The following is an 18,917-nucleotide window of genomic DNA, read 5'->3' as shown; positions in this document are numbered from 1 at the left end:
TGTGCGGGCGCCGTCCCGGGGTCGGGTCCGTGACTGCGCCGGACGGCCGAGAGAATGACGTTGACAATGGACAAATCGCCGGTCGACACTGCCGAGACCGTCGATGGGGGTGGGGATGACGACGGACGAACAGCCCTCCGTCTTGCTCGTGGACGACACGCCGGGCGAGGCCGCGAACTTCGCGGCCGCGTTCGACCGGCTGACCCATGTCCGCACGATGGAGCAGCTGGATGCCGCCGTCGCCGGCAACCGGCCCTTCGATATCGCCTTCGTCGACTTCAACCTGGGTTCGGCCGACTACACCGGGCTGACTGCGCTGGCCCGGCTGCGCCGGCGCCGGCCGGGCTGCCGGGTCGTCTCCTATAGCCAGCTGGCCGAGAGCGGCCGGACGCTGTACGCCTGCGCCGCGCGCCACTGGTTCGCCGCCGACGCGCTGCTGGACAAGGTCCACAACCACGCCGAGACGCTGCGCCGGTACGCCGACCAGCTGGCCGGCGGCGCGAATCCCACCCCGATCGGCTGGCAGCGCCGGCTCGAGCACGCCGGCCTGATCGACGACATCGTGGCCGAGCCCTACTGGGTCCAGATCTGGCGAGCCCTGCACGAGTCGGCCGGGGAGATGCAGGCCGCCGCCCGGCTGCTGGGCCGTGATGCGGCGCAGCTGCGCGGCTTCAAGGACCGGGCGATGGCGGCCGTGGTCGAGTTCAACCGGGTGATCCACGACATCGAGCCGCCACTGGTGCAGCGCAACAAGAAGGGCGTGCTGTCCACCTTCGCCGCGCGGCACTGGCAGTTCCTCGGCGCGCCGGACCTCACCACCGCGATGGCGGCCGACGTGCGGGTGAGGTCGCCGCGGTGAGATCCCGGCCCGGCCGCGCGGGATCGGCGGCACGGTGACCGACGGGGTGGAGACCGGCGCACTCCCCGATCCGGCGCTGATCAACTCGCGCGAGGATCTGGCGACAGCGCTGACCGCGCTCCGCCAGGCCGCGAACCTGTCCGTCCGCGAGGTGGTCGCGGCAAGCGCCGTGCCGCACGGCACCGTTTCCGGCTGGATGAGCGGCCAGCACGCGCCGGTCGGCGCCTACCGGGATCGGTTCGACGCCGTCATCGTGGCCTGCGGTGTGACCTCGCCGGCCGATCGGGAGGCTTGGTGGGAGGCCGCCGGGCGGGCTCGGCAGGCCCGCAGCAGCCGCGGCGTCGACGGCCGCCCGCCCTATCAGGGTCTGCAGGCGTTCGAGACCGGCGACTCGGCGTGGTTCTTCGGCCGCGACCAGCTGATCGACCGCGCCCTTCGCCAGCTCGTCGGACTGAGCGAACGGGTGGCCGGCGGCCCGCCGGCGCTGATGACCGTGATCGGCGCGTCCGGCTCGGGCAAGTCGTCGCTGATCCGGGCCGGGATCATCCCCGCCCTCGGCCGACGCGCCCTCGACGGCAGCAGCGACCCGGTGCTGGACACCTGGCGGGCGCTGGTGATGACGCCCGGTGCACACCCGAGCGAGACGCTGGCCGCACTGACGGTGACCCGGCAGACCGTGTTGTGCATCGACCAGTTCGAGGAGCTGTGGACCCAGGTCGAGGACGACGCCGAGCGGACCGCGTTCCTGGAGTCCCTGCTCCGGCTGGCCGAACCCGGCCAGGAGTGGATCGTGCTGATCGGGCTGCGGGCCGACTTCTACGCCGCGGCCAGCCGGCGACCCGAGCTCCAGCAGGCGCTGCAGGAGTGCCAGCTGCTGGTCGGGCCGATGACCTCGGTGGAGCTGCGATCGGCGATCGTCGAGCCCGCCAGCCGGGCCGGCGCCCGCGTCGACGAGGACCTGGTCAAGGTGCTGCTCGGCGACCTGGCGTCGCGCAGCGTCACCGCCGCGCACGACCCCGGCGCCTTGCCGCTGCTGTCCCACGCGCTGCTGTCCACCTGGGAGCGGTCGAACCACCGCCGGATGACTGTTTCGGACTACTACGCGACCGGCGGCATCGCGGGCGCGATCGAGCAGGCCGCGGAGTCGACGTACGAGCGGCTGAGTCCCGAGCAGCAAGACTGCGTGCCACGACTGTTCCTGCGGCTGATCAACCTCGACGGGAACACGATCAGCCGGCGCCGACTCCAGCTCGGCGAGGTGCTGGACGACAGCAACACCGACGCCGCGATGGCCGCGGCGATCGACGCCTACTGCGCGGCCCGGCTGCTGACCCGAGACGTGGACTCGGTGGAGATCACCCACGAGGCGCTGACCACCGCCTGGCCGCGCTTCACGGGCTGGATCGCCAGCAACCGGGCCGGGCTGGTCATCCATCGCCGGATCACCCTCGCGGCTCGCCAGTGGGCCGCGGCCGGCCGCGACGACGGCCATCTGCTGCCGGCCGCCCGGCTGAGCAGCTGGTACGAGTGGGCCCGACTCGAGGGACACAGCGCGGACCTCAACCGGCTCGAGCGCGAGTTCTTGAAGGCCAGCGAGGACCACCACCGGCGCGAGGCCGCGGCGGCGGAGCGGCAGCACCGGTCCCGGCGCCGGCTCGGCACGATGGCCTTCGTGCTCGCGGTGCTCTGCGCTCTGCTGGCCGTCGCGACGACCGGCGCCTACCTGAACGCCCGGCACTATCGGGCCGTCGCCGAAGCCGCACGAGACGAGGCTCGGTCCCGCCAGGTCGCGCTGCAGGCGGCCAAGCTGCGGACCGAGGACCCGGCGCTGTCCAGCCAGCTCGCGCTGGCCGCGTACCGCATCTCCCCCACCCTCGAGGCACGCTCGGCGTTGATGGATGCCACCGCTCAGTGGACGCCGACCCGGCTCACCGGTCACCCCGGCCCGCTGCAGGCGCGAACCAGCCCGGACGGCGACACCCTCGCCACGGCCGACGCGGCCGGCCGGCTGCGGCTGTTCTCGCTGGCCGAGCAGACCCCGCGTCGGGTGGCCGACGTCGCAGCAGCGATCAAGCCCCCGGATCTGTACGCACTGGCCTGGAGCGACGACGGCCGGCTGCTCGCCGTCGGCGGCCAGTCGGCACCAACCCTGTGGGACGTGTCCGACCGCTCGGCGCCGCGCCGGCTGCGGACGCTGGGGGTGGAGGTCACGACGTACGCCCTCGCCTTCGTTCCCGGCACCCACCGGCTGCTGGCCGGTACGTCGGACGGTCGCGTCGTCGGCTGGACCGACCCGGCCCGGTCCGACCCGGTCGATCTGGTCCGCGGTGTGGCCGATGGAGTCTCGGCGATCGCTGTCTCCGCCGACGGCCGGCGGCTCGCGGTGGCCGGCGCGGCGGACCGGATCGATGTCTGGCGACTGGACGCCGGCCGCGCCGTCCACCGGCGAAGCGCCGCCCTGGGGGTTGCCCGCGCCCTGGCGATCGCCTTTTCCCCGGACGGCCGGGAGGTGGCCGCGGGCACGACCGGCAACGAGGTCCGGCGGTGGGCCATCGGAAGGAACGGCCTGACGTCGCGGCCCGCCCTGGGCGGCTTCGGCAGCTGGGTGAACGCGGTCGCCTACCAACCGGATGCCCGCCGGCTCGTCGCCGGCAGCTCGGATCAGACGACCGTCGTGTTCGACCTGGTCACCGGGCGCCGGCTGTCGGTGATGCCGGGACCGGCGATCGTGGTCTCGGTACAGGTGGCCGGCGGCAAGATCGTCACCGGCTCGTCCGACGGGACCAGCCGGCTGTGGCCGCTGCCCGATCCGACCACGCACGACGCGGTCGGACCCGGCTGGCAGCTGGGCGAGTCGACCGATCAGCGACTCCTCGCGGAAGCGACCGGGCGGGGGGACGGGACGCTCCGGCTGTACGACCTGGGCGACGACCGGCGTGCCGACCTGCGTGCGACCGTGGCTCCGCCGGCCGGTCAGGGCACCATCTCCGGGACCGGCACCCTGTCGCCCGACGGCAGCCTGCTAGCCGGCGGCACCACGACCGGGCGGATCGTGCTGTGGGGGACGTCGAGCGGTCAGCCCACGCTGCTCGGCTCGGTCAGCCACGTCGGGTCGGACCACGGTGCCGCGGACGGCCCGCCCAGCCAGCTCCAGGCTCTGGCGATCAGCAGGGACAACCGGCTGCTCGCATCGGTCGACGCGACCCGCGCCTACGTCGCCCTCTGGGACATCTCCAACCCGATGTCGCCGCGGCGCGAGCCGGCCACGCTGCCCGCGGGCGCCATCGCTCTGACGGTCGCCTTCGACCCGGACGGCACGATGCTGGCGGTCGGTGACGCGGCGGACGAGGTCGTGGTCTGGAATGTCGGCGGACCGAAGAAGCCGCAGCGACTCGCCACCCTGACCAACTTCCAAGACGACGTCAACGCGGTCGCGTTCAGCCCGAACGGCCGGCTGCTGGCGGCCGGCGGGGCCGACCGGTCGCTCCGGGTGTGGGACGTCTCCGACCACGATCGGCCGCGTCTGGTGTCCAGCATCGAGGGGCCGGAGGCGGCCGTCGTCTCGGTCGCGTTCTCGGCGGCCGGTGACCGGCTGGCCGTCGGCTCGGCCGACGGAACCCTCTGGCTGTACGACCTCGCCGACCCGGCGACGCCGATCCCCGCGGCCAGCCTCGGCGCGGCCGGCGAGCGGGTCAACGACGCCCGCTTCGTCGACCACGACGGCGGCCTGGTCGGCACCGGCCCGTCGGGCGCGCTCCGGTTTTGGCAGACCGACACCGCCGCAGCCATCGACCAGATCTGCGCCCGGCGGGGAGACCCGCTGGATGCCCAGGAGTGGCGTCGCTATCTCGCCGGGATCCCGGTGCGCCAGATATGCTGACCCTCGGATGCCGCTCCGGCCCGACCTCGATTTCGACGGCGTCCGCCCTGGCCAGACCCCGGATCGGTCGTATTGACCCCGTACGGACTTGACGTAGTTCCTGCGCGCGCGTCGCCGACGCGGTTCGATGGACTAGACCCCGTGCATCCCCCGCGAAGGATCCCCCGGTGCCAGCGACCCGCCACCTGCGCAGTGTGCCTGCAGGACCCCTGACCGACGCCGCAGACCAGCCGCGCGTGCTGCTGGTGGACGACATCCCCGGCGAGGCGGCCAACTTCCGCGTCGCCTTCGGCGCCGGCCTGACCTCCGTCCGTAGCGTCGCCGAGCTCGAGCGGCAGCTCGCGGCGGGGGTCGAGTGGGAGGTCGCGTTCGTCGACTTCAACCTCAGCTCGAGATCCACGACCGGGCTGTCGGCCCTGCTGGCGCTGGCTCGCCAGCGGCCGCGCACCCGCCTGGTGAGCTACAGCCAATTCGTCGAGAACGGCCGGGTCCTGTTCGCGACCGCCGCCCGGCACTGGCTGGGGGCGCGCGCCGTGCTGGACAAGACTCAGAACGACCCGTACACGCTGCGTCACTACGCCACCGCGCTCACCGCGGGGATCGACCCGAGCCCGCTGCAGTGGCGCTACCGGCTGCAGCGGGCGTACCTGATCGATGCCGTGCTGCCCGACCTGAGCTGGGTCGAACGCTGGCGCGCGCTGGATCGGGCGGCGGGCGACGTGACCGTCGCCGCGGCGCTGCTCCAGCTGAAAGCGACCCACCTGCGCAGCTTCAAGGACCGGGCGACGAACGCGGTGAACGAGTTCAACGCCGCCTTCTTCGACCTGCCCGACCGCGGGTCGAGCCGGAACAAGAAGGGCATCTTGGGCACCTTCGCGGCCCAGCACACCAGCTTCCTCACCGCTCCGGACCTGCCCGACGCGCTGGCTCACCGAGATCTCACGGCTGCGGCTCGCTGATCAGACCCATGTCCGGGATCATCCTGGCTCGGCCGCAGGAGCAGCGTCGGGACCGCTTCGCCAACCTCGTCCTGCTCCGCCGGCTGGCGTCGTACACCGGAGTGCTCAGTGCCAACAAGGTGGCGGCCGTCGTCGTTGCGGTGGCGATCACCCTCGCCAGCGACAACCGGCTGGTCGCCGGGCTCGCCCTGCTGCCCGCCCTGGTCGGGACCGTGCTGGACGTGGTTGCCCTCCGGGTCACCCAGGGCACCCCGCGCGGCCGGCTGCTGCGACGGTACGAGAAGCACCTGGCCACCAGGGAGGGGCATCCCCAGCTGAACCTGCCGGCCCTGGTGGAGTGCTTCGGTGCGGTCGTGATGGTGGCGGCCGCCGCCTGGGCCGTTACCGACCTACCGACCATCGTCCGGATCACCTACGTCGGGGTCGCCACCGGCTATGTGGCCGCCGTCTGCTGCTCGATCTTCGACGACAACGCCTGGTACAACCCGGCGGTGCGAGCGCCGCAGTGGCAGGAGGTCGACCGGGTCCTGTGCGGCGTGCAGGCGTGTGCGGTCGTGCTTCTCCTCACCTGGTGGGCCCCCTGGGGCGAGGCCGAGCGAATCGGGCTGATCGCGATCGCCGCCTGCGGATTCCTGGTGCCGCTGCGGGCCGGCGCCACTCAGCTGCTGGTCTCCGACCTCGAACCGCTGGTCGAAGCCGAGCGGCAGCGAGGCACCAGGCTCGTGATCGAGGAGACCTCACGCGAACTGCTGCCGATTCTTGCCGAGATCAGTCAGCTGTCGGCCGACCTCGTGCCGGATCTCGGGCCGGCCGCCGAGCGGGTGCACCGGCTGGCCGAGTCTGCCCTGAGCGGCATCGCGGACATCCCCAACCAGGTGGCGCACTCCGCGCGCCAGGACGGCGGCCAGTCACTTCGGGTCGTAGCCGACCGGCTGGTCACACTCGGCCGGGCGGCGGGGCGCGAGCTCAGCGTCACCCTGCCGGCCGGCCCGGAACTCGCCCCGGACGACCGGCAGCTGGCCAGCCAGGCGATGCGGGACCTGGCCGGCAACGCGATCAGCGCCCGCGCCAACCGGATCTATGTCGAGCTCCGCCGAGTCGGGCCGCGGCTGGTCATCATCGTCGCCGACGACGGCCGCCCGATCCCGTCCGGGGCCTGGAAGTCGCCCGGCTCGAGCTCAGCTGCGCTGGAGGCGAAGCTGGCGGCCCGGGGCGGCGCGCTGTCGGCGGAGAACGGGGCACTGAACAAGGTCGTGATGGCCACCTGGGTAGGGACGTCGTGACCCGGCACACGGTCCCGCTCAGCGCCCCGGCTCCCGAGCGTCGAGACGTCCGGATCGTTCGGCACGATTGCGGACGACTCCTGAGGCCCGAGGGCCCGCGCTGATGGCGGGGACCGATCCGCCCTGGCGCGTCCAGACCGGCCGGCTGGCGTTCCTGGTGGCCAGCCGCCGGGCGGCCGAGACGATCCGGCCCGCGCTCACGGTCCGGATCATCGCGCTGACCGTGGTGCTGACGATGCTGGTCCAGCTGGAGGACGTGGTGTCGATCGTGTCCAGCCTGCCGGCGGTCGCCGTCTGCATGCTGCGCGCCCGGAGTGCGCCGCCCGCGGGCACGATCAGCCGGCGCCGCCGCTGGATCCTGGTCAGCTGGCTGGACCTGCTGAGTGCGCTGCTCGTGGTCGCGGTCGCGGCCTGGTGCACCGTCGCACTGACGGCGCCGTCGCGATTCCTGGCGCTCTGCGCCGCCACGGTGCTGCTGACCGTGGTCTCGGCACGGCTGGCCCTGGACCCGCGCTGGTATCGACCCGATCCGCGTCCGGGTCGGGTGGCCCGGATGCTGCGGGCACTGGCCTCCCCGCTGGGACTGATCGCGTGTCTCGCGCTGGCGCTGCCCGCCCCGTGGGAGCCGGGCGAGCGGACCATCGTGGTGATCGTCTGTCTGCTTCCGATGGCAACCGTGGCGCTGACCCGCGATCAGCAGCTGACCGTACAGAACGTGGTGGAGATGATCCAGACCGAGGCCCAGGACGGGCGGCAGTCCGTGCTGGACGAGCTGCACGGCGGCCTGTCGGCGAACCTGCGCCTGCTGGAGCAGGCCAGCCACGAGCTGCGGGACTCCTGCCCCCGCCTGTACGAGCTTGCGGTCGGGGCGAACAGCCGCCTGCGCGAGACGCTCACCCTGGCCGACCCGCTGCTGGAAAGCGCGGCCCGGCCGCAGACCCTGAGCGCGCTGGTCCGCACGCTGGCGATGGCCGTCGGCGCCCGCGGCGAGCTGACGGTCGATGTCGATCGGCTCTCCGATGCCGACCGGGACCTGCTCCGGCTGGTGCTGAACGACACGGTCGGTGTGGTGCTGTCCGACGGCGCATCCCGGGTCGGCGCCACCGTCCGGCTGGTCGCCGGCTCGCTCGTGGTGTCGGTGGTCGGCGGCAGCTCGCGGGGCCCGGATCGGATCGCGCGGTTGGGCCAGCTGCGCCGCCGGATCGACGAAGCCGGCGGCTCGGTCGCGGAGGAACCGGCCGGCCCGACCGACGTCCGGCGGGCCGTGGTCGTCCGGTGGCCGGCGTCCGCCGGCACCGCCTGAACCGCCCGCGGCGAGCGTCCGGGGGATCGGCTCGGGCGTCACTGGCGGTCACCGGCTGTCACCGGCCGAACGGCAGGTCGAGCAGGGCGTTCTCGACCACCTCCGACATCGCTGGATGCGGCCAGTACTGCCCGCGAGCGAGGTCGAGCGCCGCGATCCCGAACGACATCCCCTGCACCAGCGGCTGGACCAGGTTGCTGGCCTGCGGGCCGATCAGGTGCGCGCCGAGCAGCAGTCCGGAGTCCGGGTCGGCGAGCACCTTGACGAAGTGCCGCTCGTCCTCCATCGCCCAGCCGTACGCCGTGTCGCCGTAGTCGGCGCGACCGACGACGCACGCCGTCCCGCGGTCGCGCGCCTGCTGCTCTGTCAGGCCGACCGAGGCCACCTGAGGATCGGAGAAGACCGCCTGCGGCACGTAGCGGTGATCGCTCTCGATCATCGCGGTCGGGTGCAACAGGTTGTGCTGGACGACCCGGGCCTCGTGGTTGGCCACGTGCTTGAGCATCCGAGCGGAGCAGACGTCGCCGAGCGCGAACACACCGTCGGCGGTGGTCCGCTGCTGCCGGTCGACGACGACGAAGCCGTCGTCGTCGACGTCCACCCCGGCCGCGGCGAGGTCGAACCGGTCACCGTTCGGGACCCGGCCGGTCGCCACCAGCACGACCTCGGCCTCGACCCGACCGGGTGATTCGCCGCCGATGCTCGCCAGGACCCCGCAGGTAGCTGTGTCTCGGTCCCGATCGACCGGCTCGATCCGCTGGATCCGCTCGATCCGGGAGCTCAGCCGGACGTCCAGCCGCTCGCCGAGCAGCGCGGTGAACCGCTGCGAGACCTCGAGGTCGGTGTGACCGAGCAGCCGGGCGGAGCGGTTGACCACCGTGACCTCGGCGCCCAGGGCGGAGAAGACGTGCGCGAACTCGGCTGCGACGTACCCGCCGCCCAAGATGAGCATCGACGCGGGCAACCGGTCCAGCCGCATCACCGTGTCGGAGGTGTGGAACGCGACGTCGCTCAGACCCGGCAGGTCCGGTACGACCGGCCGGCTACCCGCGGCGATCACGATCCGCTCGGCCGTGATCGTCTCCTCGCCCACCCGGAGCCGGCGCGGACCGGTGAAGCGGGCCTCGCCGGTGAACACGGTGACGTCCGGGTCGGCCCGCCGGCCGCGCTCGCCGTCGCTGGAGATCGCGTCGACCCGGCCGAAGATCCGGTCCCGGAGCCCGGGCCAGTCGACCCGGGGCGGATCGAAGCTCAGACCGAGCCGATCGGCCCGCTGCGCCGCGCGGGCCACGTCCGCGGGATAGACGTACATCTTGGTGGGGATGCAGCCGACGTTGAGGCAGGTGCCGCCGAACCGCCCGCTGTCCACGATCGCCGTCCGCATGCCGCGGAACCGCTCGTCGACGATGGTGTTCCCAGAGCCGCTGCCGATGATGCACAGATCGAAGGCGCGCGGCATGGCGACATCCTGCCAGCCGGCACCGACACGCCTCTGGGCCGCGGGCGTCCGGACCCAGCAGGCGCGCGAACTCAGCGAGCGCCCCGACTCAGCGAGCGCCCCGACTCAGCGAGCCAGGTACGCCCGCCGGACCTCCCGGGGCAGGTGCTCGATGGCATAGCGCAGGGTGGTCCGAGGCAGGTCGGCCGCGTACGCGTCGAGGAAGCCGAGCAGCTCGGCCGGATCCACGTGCTTGCCGGCCTCGCGGAGCATCCAGCCGACGGCCTTGTGGATCAGGTCCTCCCGATCGCCGATCAGCCGGACCGCCAGCCGGTAGGTGTCCTCGGTCTGCCCGTGCCGGATCAGCTGGTGGGTGGCGACCACGGCGATCCGCCGCTCCCACAGCGAGCCGGAGCCGGTCAGGTCGTAGAGCGGGGTCCGGTCGCGGTCCAGCAGCCAGCGGCCGAGCACCTTCGCCGCGCTCACGTCGACCAGGTCCCAGTTGTCGACGTACGCGGTGTGGTCGAGATAGCACCGGCAGATCCGGTCGAGTTCCGCGTCGCCGCTCCGGCCGGCCCGCTCGGCCATCACCACCAGTGCCGCCAGCCGGTGCTCGTGCACCGGGCTGGTCAGCAGTGGCAGCCAGTCCTCGGCGGCGAACGGGACCCGCCGCCACGGCGCCACCAGCTCCCGCAGCCGGCTCAGCTGGACCCCGGCGAAGACGTCGCCCTCGCCGTACCCGCCCGGCCGCACCTGGAAATAGCGCCCCAGCGCGGCCGCGACCTCGGGATCCGCCGCCGCGTCGATCGCTGCCCGCACCTCGGCCGCCACACCAGTCACATGGCCAACCCTGCTCGTCCCGTGCGGCCCGACACAACCTCCGCGGTGCCGCTGTGGCCGCCCCAGCCGGTTCGACCTTGTCCCGCCCACTCACTCGCCCTCGACCCTCGCATGCCCACTCCGCACCCCCCTCGACCCTTCCGGGCTCACTCCGCACCCCCCTTCACCCTTCCCCGCTCACTCCGCACCCCCTCGACCCTTCCCGCCCACTCCGCACCCCCTCCACCCTTCCCCGCTCACTCCGCACCCCCCTCGACCCTTCCCGCCCACTCCGCACCGCGGAATGCGACATCGCACCCGGCGTGCAGGGCGCGAAGTGGACCGCAAGGGTGCGGAGTGGCTCGCGCGGCGGCTTCAGCGGAAGAGCAACGTTGAATCCCTTTATTTCCTATAGTGAGACAGGGAATTGCCCAAATGCTTGCGGCTGGGTACCGTTCAGGGCATGCGCAGACTGGCCGGTGCCTACCTCCGGGGCTTCAGCCTGCATTCGCGGATCCATCTCGATCTGCGGCGAATGACCAGTGCGGCCTGTCGGGCCTGACCGGCCGCACTCGCTCTCGACCGTTCGCCGTACGTCCATCGCAAAGGATCGATTCCGCCATGCCCAGCAGTACTCGTACGCATCACAAGACCCGCACGCCCGCCGACACCACCGCCATCGCCCTGCGTCTCGGCGCCAACCGCTCACTCTGGGAGGGTCTGGTGCGCTACGACGCCACCTCCCGCTACTACGCCCGGCTCGCCGCCGAGCCCACCTATGAAGCCTGGCTGCTCACCTGGCTCCCCGGCCAGGGCACCGACTGGCACGACCACGGCGGCAGCGCGGGCGCGTTCGTCGTCCTCGAGGGCGTGCTGACCGAGCAGCGGGCCCAGGTCCAGCCCGACGGGCCGCCGCGGATCGTGCCGAGCGCCCAGCAGTACGCCGTCGAGGCCGTCCGTCCGTTCGGCACCAAGCACATCCACAAGGTGACCAACAACGGCCTCGCGCCGGCGATCAGCCTGCACGTCTACGCTCCGTCGCTGAGCGAGATGAACTACTACCGGGAGCAGGACGGCCTGTTGCGGCCGACCGACCCGAAGCTGGCGGGGGTGGATTGGTGAGCGCACTCACCCCGCCGGCCACCACGACGAGCGCCGGCGCTGTGTCCGTCGAGCGCCCCGGCGCGGTGTCCATCGCGACACTGCTGGACCGGGCCCGCGCGGGACTGGACAGGCTCACCCCGGCACAGGCTCGCGAGGCCTGGGCAGCCGGCGCCGTCGTGGTGGACATCAGGCCCTCCGCGCAGCGGGCAACCCATGGCGATCTGCCCGGCGCGTTGGTGATCGAGCGGAACGTGCTCGAGTGGCGGTTCGATCCCACCTCGGAGGCGGCGCTGCCGATCGCCGACCACGACCTGCAGGTGATCCTGCTCTGTCAGGAGGGCTACGCCTCGAGCCTGGCGGCGGCCACCCTGCAGGAACTCGGCCTGCATCGCGCGACCGACGTGGTCGGCGGCTACGCCGCCTGGCAGACCGACCTGTCCTGACAGGCGCGCCCCCGCCGCCCCTCCCCGCCCATCCGTCCTCCCCCGGGGCCGCCCCTGCTCCCCGGGCCCCCGGGCCCCCAGGCGCCCGGAAACTGTGCAGATCTCGCAACGACACGCCGGCGGCGCCCGCAACAGCCGCACAGTTTCCGGAGAAGGAGGGGCCGCCACCCGAAAGCAGAGGCGCCCCAGGCACCACGGCACCACCCAGGCGCCCGGAAACTGTGCTGATCTCGCAACGACACGCCGACGGCACCTGCAACTGCCGCACAGTTTCCGGAGACGGAGGGGCCGCCCGCCGAAAGCAGAGGCCCCAGGCACCACCGCACCACCGCACCACCCAGGCGCCCGGAAACTGTGCAGATCTCGCAGCGACACGCCGACGGCACCTGCAACAGCTGCACAGTTTCCCGGGCAGGTGGTGCGAGCGCGGCCCGCGAGAGGGCGCGGGCAGATCCGACTCCGGCTAGATCCCGGCGTAGGAGTGCAGGCCGGAGACCAGCAGGTTGATGCCGATGAAGTTGAACCAGAACGAGGCCAGCCCGATGATCGCGATCACGGCGGCGCGGGTGCCGCGCCAGCCGGCGGTCGAACGGGCATGCAGGTAGCAGGCGTAGATCACCCAGGTCACCAGGGCCCAGGTCTCCTTGGGGTCCCAGCCCCAGTAGCGGCCCCAGGCGTACTCCGCCCAGATCGCGCCGGCGGCGACGGTGAAGGTCCACAGCGGGAACGCGAAGGCGTTGAAGCGGTACGCGATCGCATCGATCCGGCGCGACTCCGGCAGCTTGGCCAGATACCCGCGGACGGTGCCGCGGCTTTCGGCCCGCTTCCGGATCAGGTACAGGATCGAGGCGACGCCACCGATGTTGAACGCCGCGCCCGAGATTGCGGCGCACACGATGTGGATCAGGAACCAGACCGAGTGCAGCGCGGGGACCAGCGGTGCGACCGCGACGTAGAAAACGGTCACCGCCAGCCCGTTACCGATCGCGGCGAGCAGGGTGACCGGCAGCCCGAGCCAGCGCATGCCCCACTTGGCCAGCACGAACAGGTACGCGGCCACGATGAACACCATCGCGCTGATGGTGAACTCGTACATGTTGCCCCACGGCGCCCGGCCGGCCGCCAGCCCGCGGAGCACGACCCCGGCCACGCTCAGCACGAAGCCGAGCACGGTCAGCATCACCCCGATCCGGCCGAACATGTCGACCCGGACCGCCGCCGATTCGCTGGCCGACTCCTCGCCCCCCGGCGGTTGCCCCCCGGCAGTCCCGGGCCTTCCGGCCCCGTTCGGCCCCGCCACACCGGCTGGACTTGTGACACCGGCCGGACTTGCGACGCCCGCCATCGCCGGCTCGCGTACGTCCGCATCGACGACCACCTTGCGCGCCGCCGCCCATTCGGCGGCGTGCGCCAACATCGCGGCGGCGTAGATCACCACCGAGCTGACCAGCGCCAGGCTGGAGTAGTAGGCGTAGTTCACCCGCGCTCCCTCGGTTCGCCGACCAGCCGATCGGCCAGCTCGGTCACGTCCTCGGTCAGCCCGGCCCGGGCATCCGCCCGGTCCAGCCCGCCGACCTCCACCACCCTAGATCCGGACTCCGCCGTCCGCACCCGGACCCACACGCGCCGCGGCCGGACGAACAGCGACAGGCACAGCCCGAAGACCGCGAACCCGATCGCGCCGATCGCGATCGGCATCCCCGGCGTGTCCCCGACCTGGAGCTTCACCCAGCGCTCCCAGCCGTCCATGGTGACCGTGCCGAGCCCGTCCGGGAGGTCGTACGTGTCACCCGGCTGCAGCGCGAAGCGGATCGGCTGCCCGTCGGCCTTCTTCGACTGCGTCAGCCCGGTCGTGTCCAGGGAGTAGACGTTCTCCGGGCGCCCGGTCTCGGTCTTGGGCGGACCTGACCAAATGTCCAGCAGCAGAGCGGGGTTCAGCGCGTCCGGGAACGCCGATACCGGCGCGGCGTCCGCATTGGTCACCACGGCAGTGGGCAGGAACAGACCCTGGAAGGCCAGCCGCTTCGGTTGCGCGTCGGGCACCTTGATCACACCCGCGGACATGAAGTTGCCGTCCTGCGGCAAGAACACGACCGGCCCGCTGAACGCGACGTTGCCGTTCCCGTCGCGCACCGTCACCTTCGGCGCATAGCCGTGCGCAATCAGGTGCACCGTCGTGCCGTGGATGTTCAGCGGGTGGTTCACCTCGAGCGTCTCGGCGTGCGGCGTGCCGCCGGCGCCCTCGGCGACCTCGACGTCGGCTCGGAACAGCCGAGCCGCCCCGCGCTGCACCGGCCCGGTCTCGAACTTGACCTCGAAGTTCTTCACCAGCACGGTGAACGGCTCCAGCGCGCTCTCCTTGAACGCCGCGCCGGCGGTCAGGTCGTCGTACTGGGTCAAGGTGTTGGTGAAGCCTTGACCGACGACGACGACACTGGTGCCGCGATAGCCGAACAGCCCGTTGATCGCCACCCCGAGCAGCAGAACCAGCAGGCTGAGGTGGAACAGCAGGTTTCCCGCCTCGCGCAGATAGCCCCGCTCCGCCGCTATCGAGTCGTCATGCCGGACCACCCGGTAGCGCGCCGATTTCAGGTCTGCGGCCGCCCGGTCGAGTACGCCGGTGCCGGCGGAGTCGAGGCCGCCGGCCGGCGCCTCGCGGGACGCGTACGCGGGCAGTCGAGCCAGGTTCCGCGGCGTCCGCGGCGGATCGGCCCGGAGCGCGCGGGCGTACACCCCGACCCGGGGAATGATGCAGCCGACCAGGGACACGAACAGCAGCAGGTAGATCGCGGAGAACCACGGCGACGAATAGACCGCGAACATGCCGATCTTGTCGTAGATCGGACCCAGCGTCGGGTGCGCCACGATGAAGTCGTCCACCCGGATCGGCGAGATCTTGCGCTGCGGCACCAACGAACCGGGGATCGCGGCCAGAGCGAGCAGGAACAGCAGCACCAGGGCGGTCCGCATCGAGCTGAGTTGAGTCCAGACGAACCTGAGCCCGCCGCGCCAGCCGATCGCCGGGGCATCGCCGTTCCGGCCGGGCCGTCGCGGAGCATTCTCCGGATCAACCGGAAGCTGGGTCTCGCTCGTCTCGAGGTCGCTGGTCATCTGCTCACCTCAGATCGCCGGGGTGAAGCCGGAGGCGACCTGGCGGAGCGAGGTCATCAGCTGGTCCCACAGTCCGGTCACGAGCAGCAGGCCGACCACCACCATGAAGAAGCCGCCGAACCGCAGCACCCAGACCTGGTGCCGGCGGACGAAGCCGACGGTGCGAGCCATCTTCGTGTACGCCAGCCCGGCGATCACGAACGGCAAGCCGAGTCCGAGGGTGAACACGAACATCAGCAGCATCCCGCGCGCGGCGGTGGCCTCGTTCAGCGCGAGGTTCAGCACCACGCCGAGCGTCGGACCGATGCACGGGGTCCAGCCGAGCGCGAAGACCGCTCCGAGCAGCGGGGCTGCAGCCACCCCGACCACGGGAACCCGGGTGATCCGCAGGTCGCGCTGACCGATCCGGAGCACACCGGCGAAGATCAGCCCGAGGATGATGATGACCACGCCGAGCACCCGGCCGATCACCGCCGCATAGCGCAGCAGCGCCTCGCCGGCGGCACCGACCACGGCCCCGGTGATCACGTACACCACGGCCATGCCGAGCACGAACAGGCTCGCGCCGGCCAACATCCGGCGGCGGTGCTGGTTGCCCTCGATCACCTCGGCCGCGCCGAGCCCGCTCGCGTACGCCAGGTAGCCCGGCAGCAGCGGCACCACGCACGGGGAGAAGAACGACACCAGGCCGGCCAGCACCGCGACCGGGATGGCCAGCGCCATCGAACCGCCGACGGCGTTCTGCATCCAGCCGCCGATGTCGAGTGCGACGATCACGGATCCCCCCACGATCTCGGATCCCGTGTGGCGGCTCTGATCCCGTACAACGGATCCGGATCGCTACAGGGGATCCGGATTGCGATCGGGGTGGGAGGGAAGGCAGTCATTTCCCGGCCGCCACATCGTCGATCATGTCGACCAGCGTGTCGGTGGTGACGGTGCCCAGCACCCGGGCCGCGACCCGGCCCTCGGCGTCGATCAGCAGCGTCGACGGGATCGCACTGGGCGGCAGATCGCCGGCGAAGGAGAGCAGCACGTTGCCGCTCGGGTCGTAGATGCTGGGGTACGTGATCGCGAATCTCCGGACGAAGGCCTCCGCCGGTGCCGGGTTGTAGTCCTTGGTGGTGATCCCGACGAACGCGGCCTTGCCCTTGGTCTGCTTGCTGGCCGCCTCCAACTCGGGCGCCTCCTGCCGGCACGGCGGGCACCACGAGCCCCAGACGTTGATCACGACCACCTTGCCGGCGTAGTCGGCGGTCGAGATCGTGCCCGTGCCCCCGAGCGCGGTGCCCGAGACCCGCGCCGCAGGCTTGCGCTGGTCCGGCGGGACCAGGGTGACCCGGCTGGCGGACGTACCGACGTAGCCGCCCTCGGTGCTCCGATCGGACCCGCTGCAGCCCGCCGCCGCCAGCACGACCATCGCCAACGCGCCGGCCGCCGCAGACCTTCTCCCGACGACCCGGCCCTTTCCGGAGCCGCGGTTCCTCCCGGCAGCCCCGTCCCCCGGAATACCGTCCCCCGGAATCCCGTCCCCCGGAATCCCGTCTCCCGACACTCTGTCCCCCGAAACCCCGTCCGGAAACTGTGCAGCTGTCACAGTCTGAAGCGATTCAGACTCGCGAGAGCCGCACACTTTCCGGAGGGGCGGGGCGGTCCGGGTGGGTGCGATGGTCCGGGGATCAGGCACCGGCGACGAACTTCTTGCTCTTGACGCCCGGGATGAGCGCCTTCGCCGGCGAGGTGTAGGCGACGGAGGTGATCCGGCCGTCGAGGAAAGTGAACGAGGTGACGCTGGACAGCGCGCACTCGCGCTTGCGCGGATCGTGCACCAGCCGGCGGCCCTCCGCGTCGCAGCGGGCCATCCAGATCGGCAGCTGGTGGGAGACGACGATCGCCTCGTGCCCGTCGGCGGCGAGTGCCGCGTCGCGCAGCGCGAGCCGCATCCGGGCGACGATCTCGGTGTAGGGCTCGCCCCAGCTCGGCTTCAGCGGGTTGCGGAACAGCCACCAGTTCTTCGGGTCCCGCATGGCCGGACCGCCGAGCGAGACGTGCTGCCCCTCGAGATGGTTCTGGGCCTCGATCACCCGGCCGTCGATGGTGACCGGGATCGGATAGACCGCCGCGATCGGAGCCATCGACTCCTGGGCCCGTTCCAGCGGGGAACAGCGCAGGTGGGTGACGTCGCGGTCGGACAGGAACTGCGCCGTCGTCGCGGCCATCTCCCGGCCGAGCTCGGACAGGTGATAGTCGGGCAGCCGGCCGTAGAGCACGCCATCCGGGTTCTCCACCAGGCCGTGCCGGACGAGGTGGACGACGGTCCTGCCGTCACCGCCCGACGGGGTAGGCGAGCTCACCGAGCATCTCCTTCGGCGTTCGCGGCCGCCACAGCGGCCGCCGGCAGGGCAGAAACGATCCGGTCCATCACACCATCATCATGCGCCGCAGACAGGAACCACGCCTCGTACGCACTGGGCGGCAGATACACCCCGGCGTCGAGCATGCTGTGGAAGAACGCCGCGTACGCCGCCGTCGACTGGCTCGAGGCGTCGTCGAAGTTCCGGACCGCGTCCACACCAGCAGGCACGAAGAAGACGCTGAACATGTTCCCGGCGGCCGACAGCACATGCGGTACGCCCGCCGCGCGGAGTGCCGACGTCACCTCCGCCCGCAGCGCGGCCGACGCCCGGTCCAGCTGCGCATAGACCTCGTCTGTCGCCAGCCGCAGCGTGGTCAGCCCCGCCGCACTGGCCACCGGGTTCCCCGACAGGGTGCCTGCCTGGTAGACACCGCCCACCGGGGCCAGGTGTGCCATCAGGTCGGCCCGGCCACCGAACGCGGCCGCCGGGAACCCACCGCCCATCACCTTGCCGAAGGTCATCAGGTCGCCGGGCACCCCGTCCAGCCCGAACTGCCCGGACCGGGTGACCCGGAATCCGGTCATCACCTCGTCGGAGACGAAGAGGGCACCGTGCGCGTGCGCGATGTCGGCCAGGAACGCGTTGAACCCGACGCCGTCCTCGACCGCCGGGGCGATCACGCCCATGTTCCCCGGCGCGGCCTCGGTGATCACCGCGGCGATCTCGTGACCGTACGTCCCGAATGCCTCGGCGAGCGCCGCCCGGTCGTTGTAGGGCACCACGATGGTGTCCGCGGTTGTCGCGGCGGTCACGCCGGGGGTGCCGGGGAGCGCGAGCGTGGCGACGCCGGAGCCGGCAGCCGCCAGCAGCGCGTCGACATGGCCGTGATAGCAGCCGGCGAACTTGACGATCTTGTTACGGCCGGTGATGCCGCGGGCCAGCCGCAGCACGGACATGGTCGCCTCGGTGCCGCTGTTGACTAGCCGCACCTGCTCGACCGGCGTCCGCTCGACGATCGCCTCGGCCAGCTCCACCTCGGCCACCGTCGGCGCGCCGTAGGAGGTGCCGTCCGCTGCGGCCGCGGCGACCGCCGCGAGCACCTCCGGATGGGCGTGACCGAGCAGCATCGGACCCCAGGAGCAGACCAGGTCGACCAGCTCGTTGCCGTCCAGGTCGTAGAGAAACGGACCCTTGGCCGACGCGATGAAGCGCGGCGTGCCGCCGACCGCACGGAACGCCCGCACCGGCGAGTTCACCCCGCCGGGGATGACGGCCTGGGCCCTGGCGAAGGCGCGCGCTGATTGCTGATCAGTCATGCGCCCTGAGCCCGTCGTCCGATACCGGCCCTGAGCTTGTCGAAG

Annotated in this window: 15 protein-coding genes; 7 read left to right on the top strand and 8 right to left on the bottom strand. The window is 71.9% G+C overall.

The window, feature by feature from the left end:
* Window positions 1-115 precede the first annotated feature (115 nt).
* From ABD747_RS04550 to ABD747_RS04530, 5 genes are all read left to right on the top strand, one after another.
* Entirely contained in the window at window positions 116-859 is a 744-nt protein-coding gene (locus ABD747_RS04550) for a hypothetical protein (RefSeq protein WP_344801905.1), read from the top strand.
* A gap of 34 nt (window positions 860-893) precedes the next feature.
* Complete coding sequence (locus ABD747_RS04545; protein ID WP_344801904.1) at window positions 894-4,739, top strand: nSTAND1 domain-containing NTPase; 3,846 nt, start codon at window positions 894-896, stop codon at window positions 4,737-4,739.
* 167 nt (window positions 4,740-4,906) lie between these two features.
* Window positions 4,907-5,698 (top strand): hypothetical protein, encoded by a 792-nt coding sequence (locus tag ABD747_RS04540; protein ID WP_344801903.1) that lies wholly within the window; start codon window positions 4,907-4,909, stop codon window positions 5,696-5,698.
* An 8-nt stretch (window positions 5,699-5,706) separates the two neighbouring features.
* Window positions 5,707-6,981 carry an ATP-binding protein gene (locus tag ABD747_RS04535; RefSeq protein WP_344801902.1) on the top strand — a complete coding sequence of 425 codons (1,275 nt, stop codon included), beginning with the start codon at window positions 5,707-5,709 and terminating at the stop codon, window positions 6,979-6,981.
* A 103-nt stretch (window positions 6,982-7,084) separates the two neighbouring features.
* A complete protein-coding gene (locus ABD747_RS04530; protein WP_344801901.1) occupies window positions 7,085-8,284 on the top strand; it encodes a hypothetical protein in 1,200 nt (399 codons plus the stop codon).
* 58 nt (window positions 8,285-8,342) lie between these two features.
* On the opposite strand, the gene ABD747_RS04525 is transcribed toward ABD747_RS04530, so the two are convergent.
* Together ABD747_RS04525 and ABD747_RS04520 are read right to left on the bottom strand one after the other, a co-directional pair.
* Window positions 8,343-9,743 carry a mycothione reductase gene (locus ABD747_RS04525; RefSeq protein ID WP_344801900.1) on the bottom strand — a complete coding sequence of 467 codons (1,401 nt, stop codon included), beginning with the start codon at window positions 9,741-9,743 and terminating at the stop codon, window positions 8,343-8,345.
* Window positions 9,744-9,848: 105 nt separating this feature from the next.
* Window positions 9,849-10,562, bottom strand: a complete 714-nt coding sequence (locus ABD747_RS04520) for a DNA alkylation repair protein (RefSeq protein WP_344801899.1) — start codon at window positions 10,560-10,562, stop codon at window positions 9,849-9,851.
* A 600-nt stretch (window positions 10,563-11,162) separates the two neighbouring features.
* Between ABD747_RS04520 and ABD747_RS04515 the strand changes: the two genes are divergently transcribed.
* Window positions 11,163-11,663 carry a cysteine dioxygenase gene (locus ABD747_RS04515; protein WP_344801898.1) on the top strand — a complete coding sequence of 167 codons (501 nt, stop codon included), beginning with the start codon at window positions 11,163-11,165 and terminating at the stop codon, window positions 11,661-11,663.
* On the top strand, window positions 11,660-12,088 hold the full coding sequence (locus tag ABD747_RS04510) for a rhodanese-like domain-containing protein (protein WP_344801897.1): 429 nt from the start codon (window positions 11,660-11,662) through the stop codon (window positions 12,086-12,088). Before ABD747_RS04515 ends, ABD747_RS04510 begins: the two co-directional genes overlap by 4 nt.
* Before the next feature lie 463 nt (window positions 12,089-12,551).
* Here ABD747_RS04510 and ccsB read toward each other — a convergent pair whose 3' ends face one another.
* From ccsB to hemL, 6 genes are all read right to left on the bottom strand, one after another.
* On the bottom strand, window positions 12,552-13,568 hold the full coding sequence (gene ccsB / locus ABD747_RS04505; protein WP_344801896.1) for a c-type cytochrome biogenesis protein CcsB: 1,017 nt from the start codon (window positions 13,566-13,568) through the stop codon (window positions 12,552-12,554).
* A complete protein-coding gene (gene resB, locus ABD747_RS04500; protein WP_425562484.1) occupies window positions 13,565-15,058 on the bottom strand; it encodes a cytochrome c biogenesis protein ResB in 1,494 nt (497 codons plus the stop codon). Before resB ends, ccsB begins: the two co-directional genes overlap by 4 nt.
* A 150-nt stretch (window positions 15,059-15,208) precedes the next feature.
* Window positions 15,209-15,922, bottom strand: coding sequence for a cytochrome c biogenesis CcdA family protein (locus tag ABD747_RS04495; protein ID WP_344802040.1), 714 nt, complete (start codon window positions 15,920-15,922; stop codon window positions 15,209-15,211).
* Window positions 15,923-16,082: 160 nt separating this feature from the next.
* Window positions 16,083-16,619 (bottom strand): TlpA family protein disulfide reductase, encoded by a 537-nt coding sequence (locus tag ABD747_RS04490; protein ID WP_344801894.1) that lies wholly within the window; start codon window positions 16,617-16,619, stop codon window positions 16,083-16,085.
* Between the two features lie 259 nt (window positions 16,620-16,878).
* Entirely contained in the window at window positions 16,879-17,553 is a 675-nt protein-coding gene (locus ABD747_RS04485) for a histidine phosphatase family protein (RefSeq protein ID WP_344801893.1), read from the bottom strand.
* A complete protein-coding gene (hemL, locus tag ABD747_RS04480; protein ID WP_344801892.1) occupies window positions 17,550-18,872 on the bottom strand; it encodes a glutamate-1-semialdehyde 2,1-aminomutase in 1,323 nt (440 codons plus the stop codon). Before hemL ends, ABD747_RS04485 begins: the two co-directional genes overlap by 4 nt.
* Between the last annotated feature and the right edge of the window lie 45 nt (window positions 18,873-18,917).

The organism is Microlunatus ginsengisoli (assembly GCF_039537205.1).
Lineage (GTDB): Bacteria > Actinomycetota > Actinomycetes > Propionibacteriales > Propionibacteriaceae > Microlunatus > Microlunatus ginsengisoli.
Note: the sequence above shows the minus strand (reverse complement) of the source record. Positions and strands in the feature narration are given on the sequence as shown.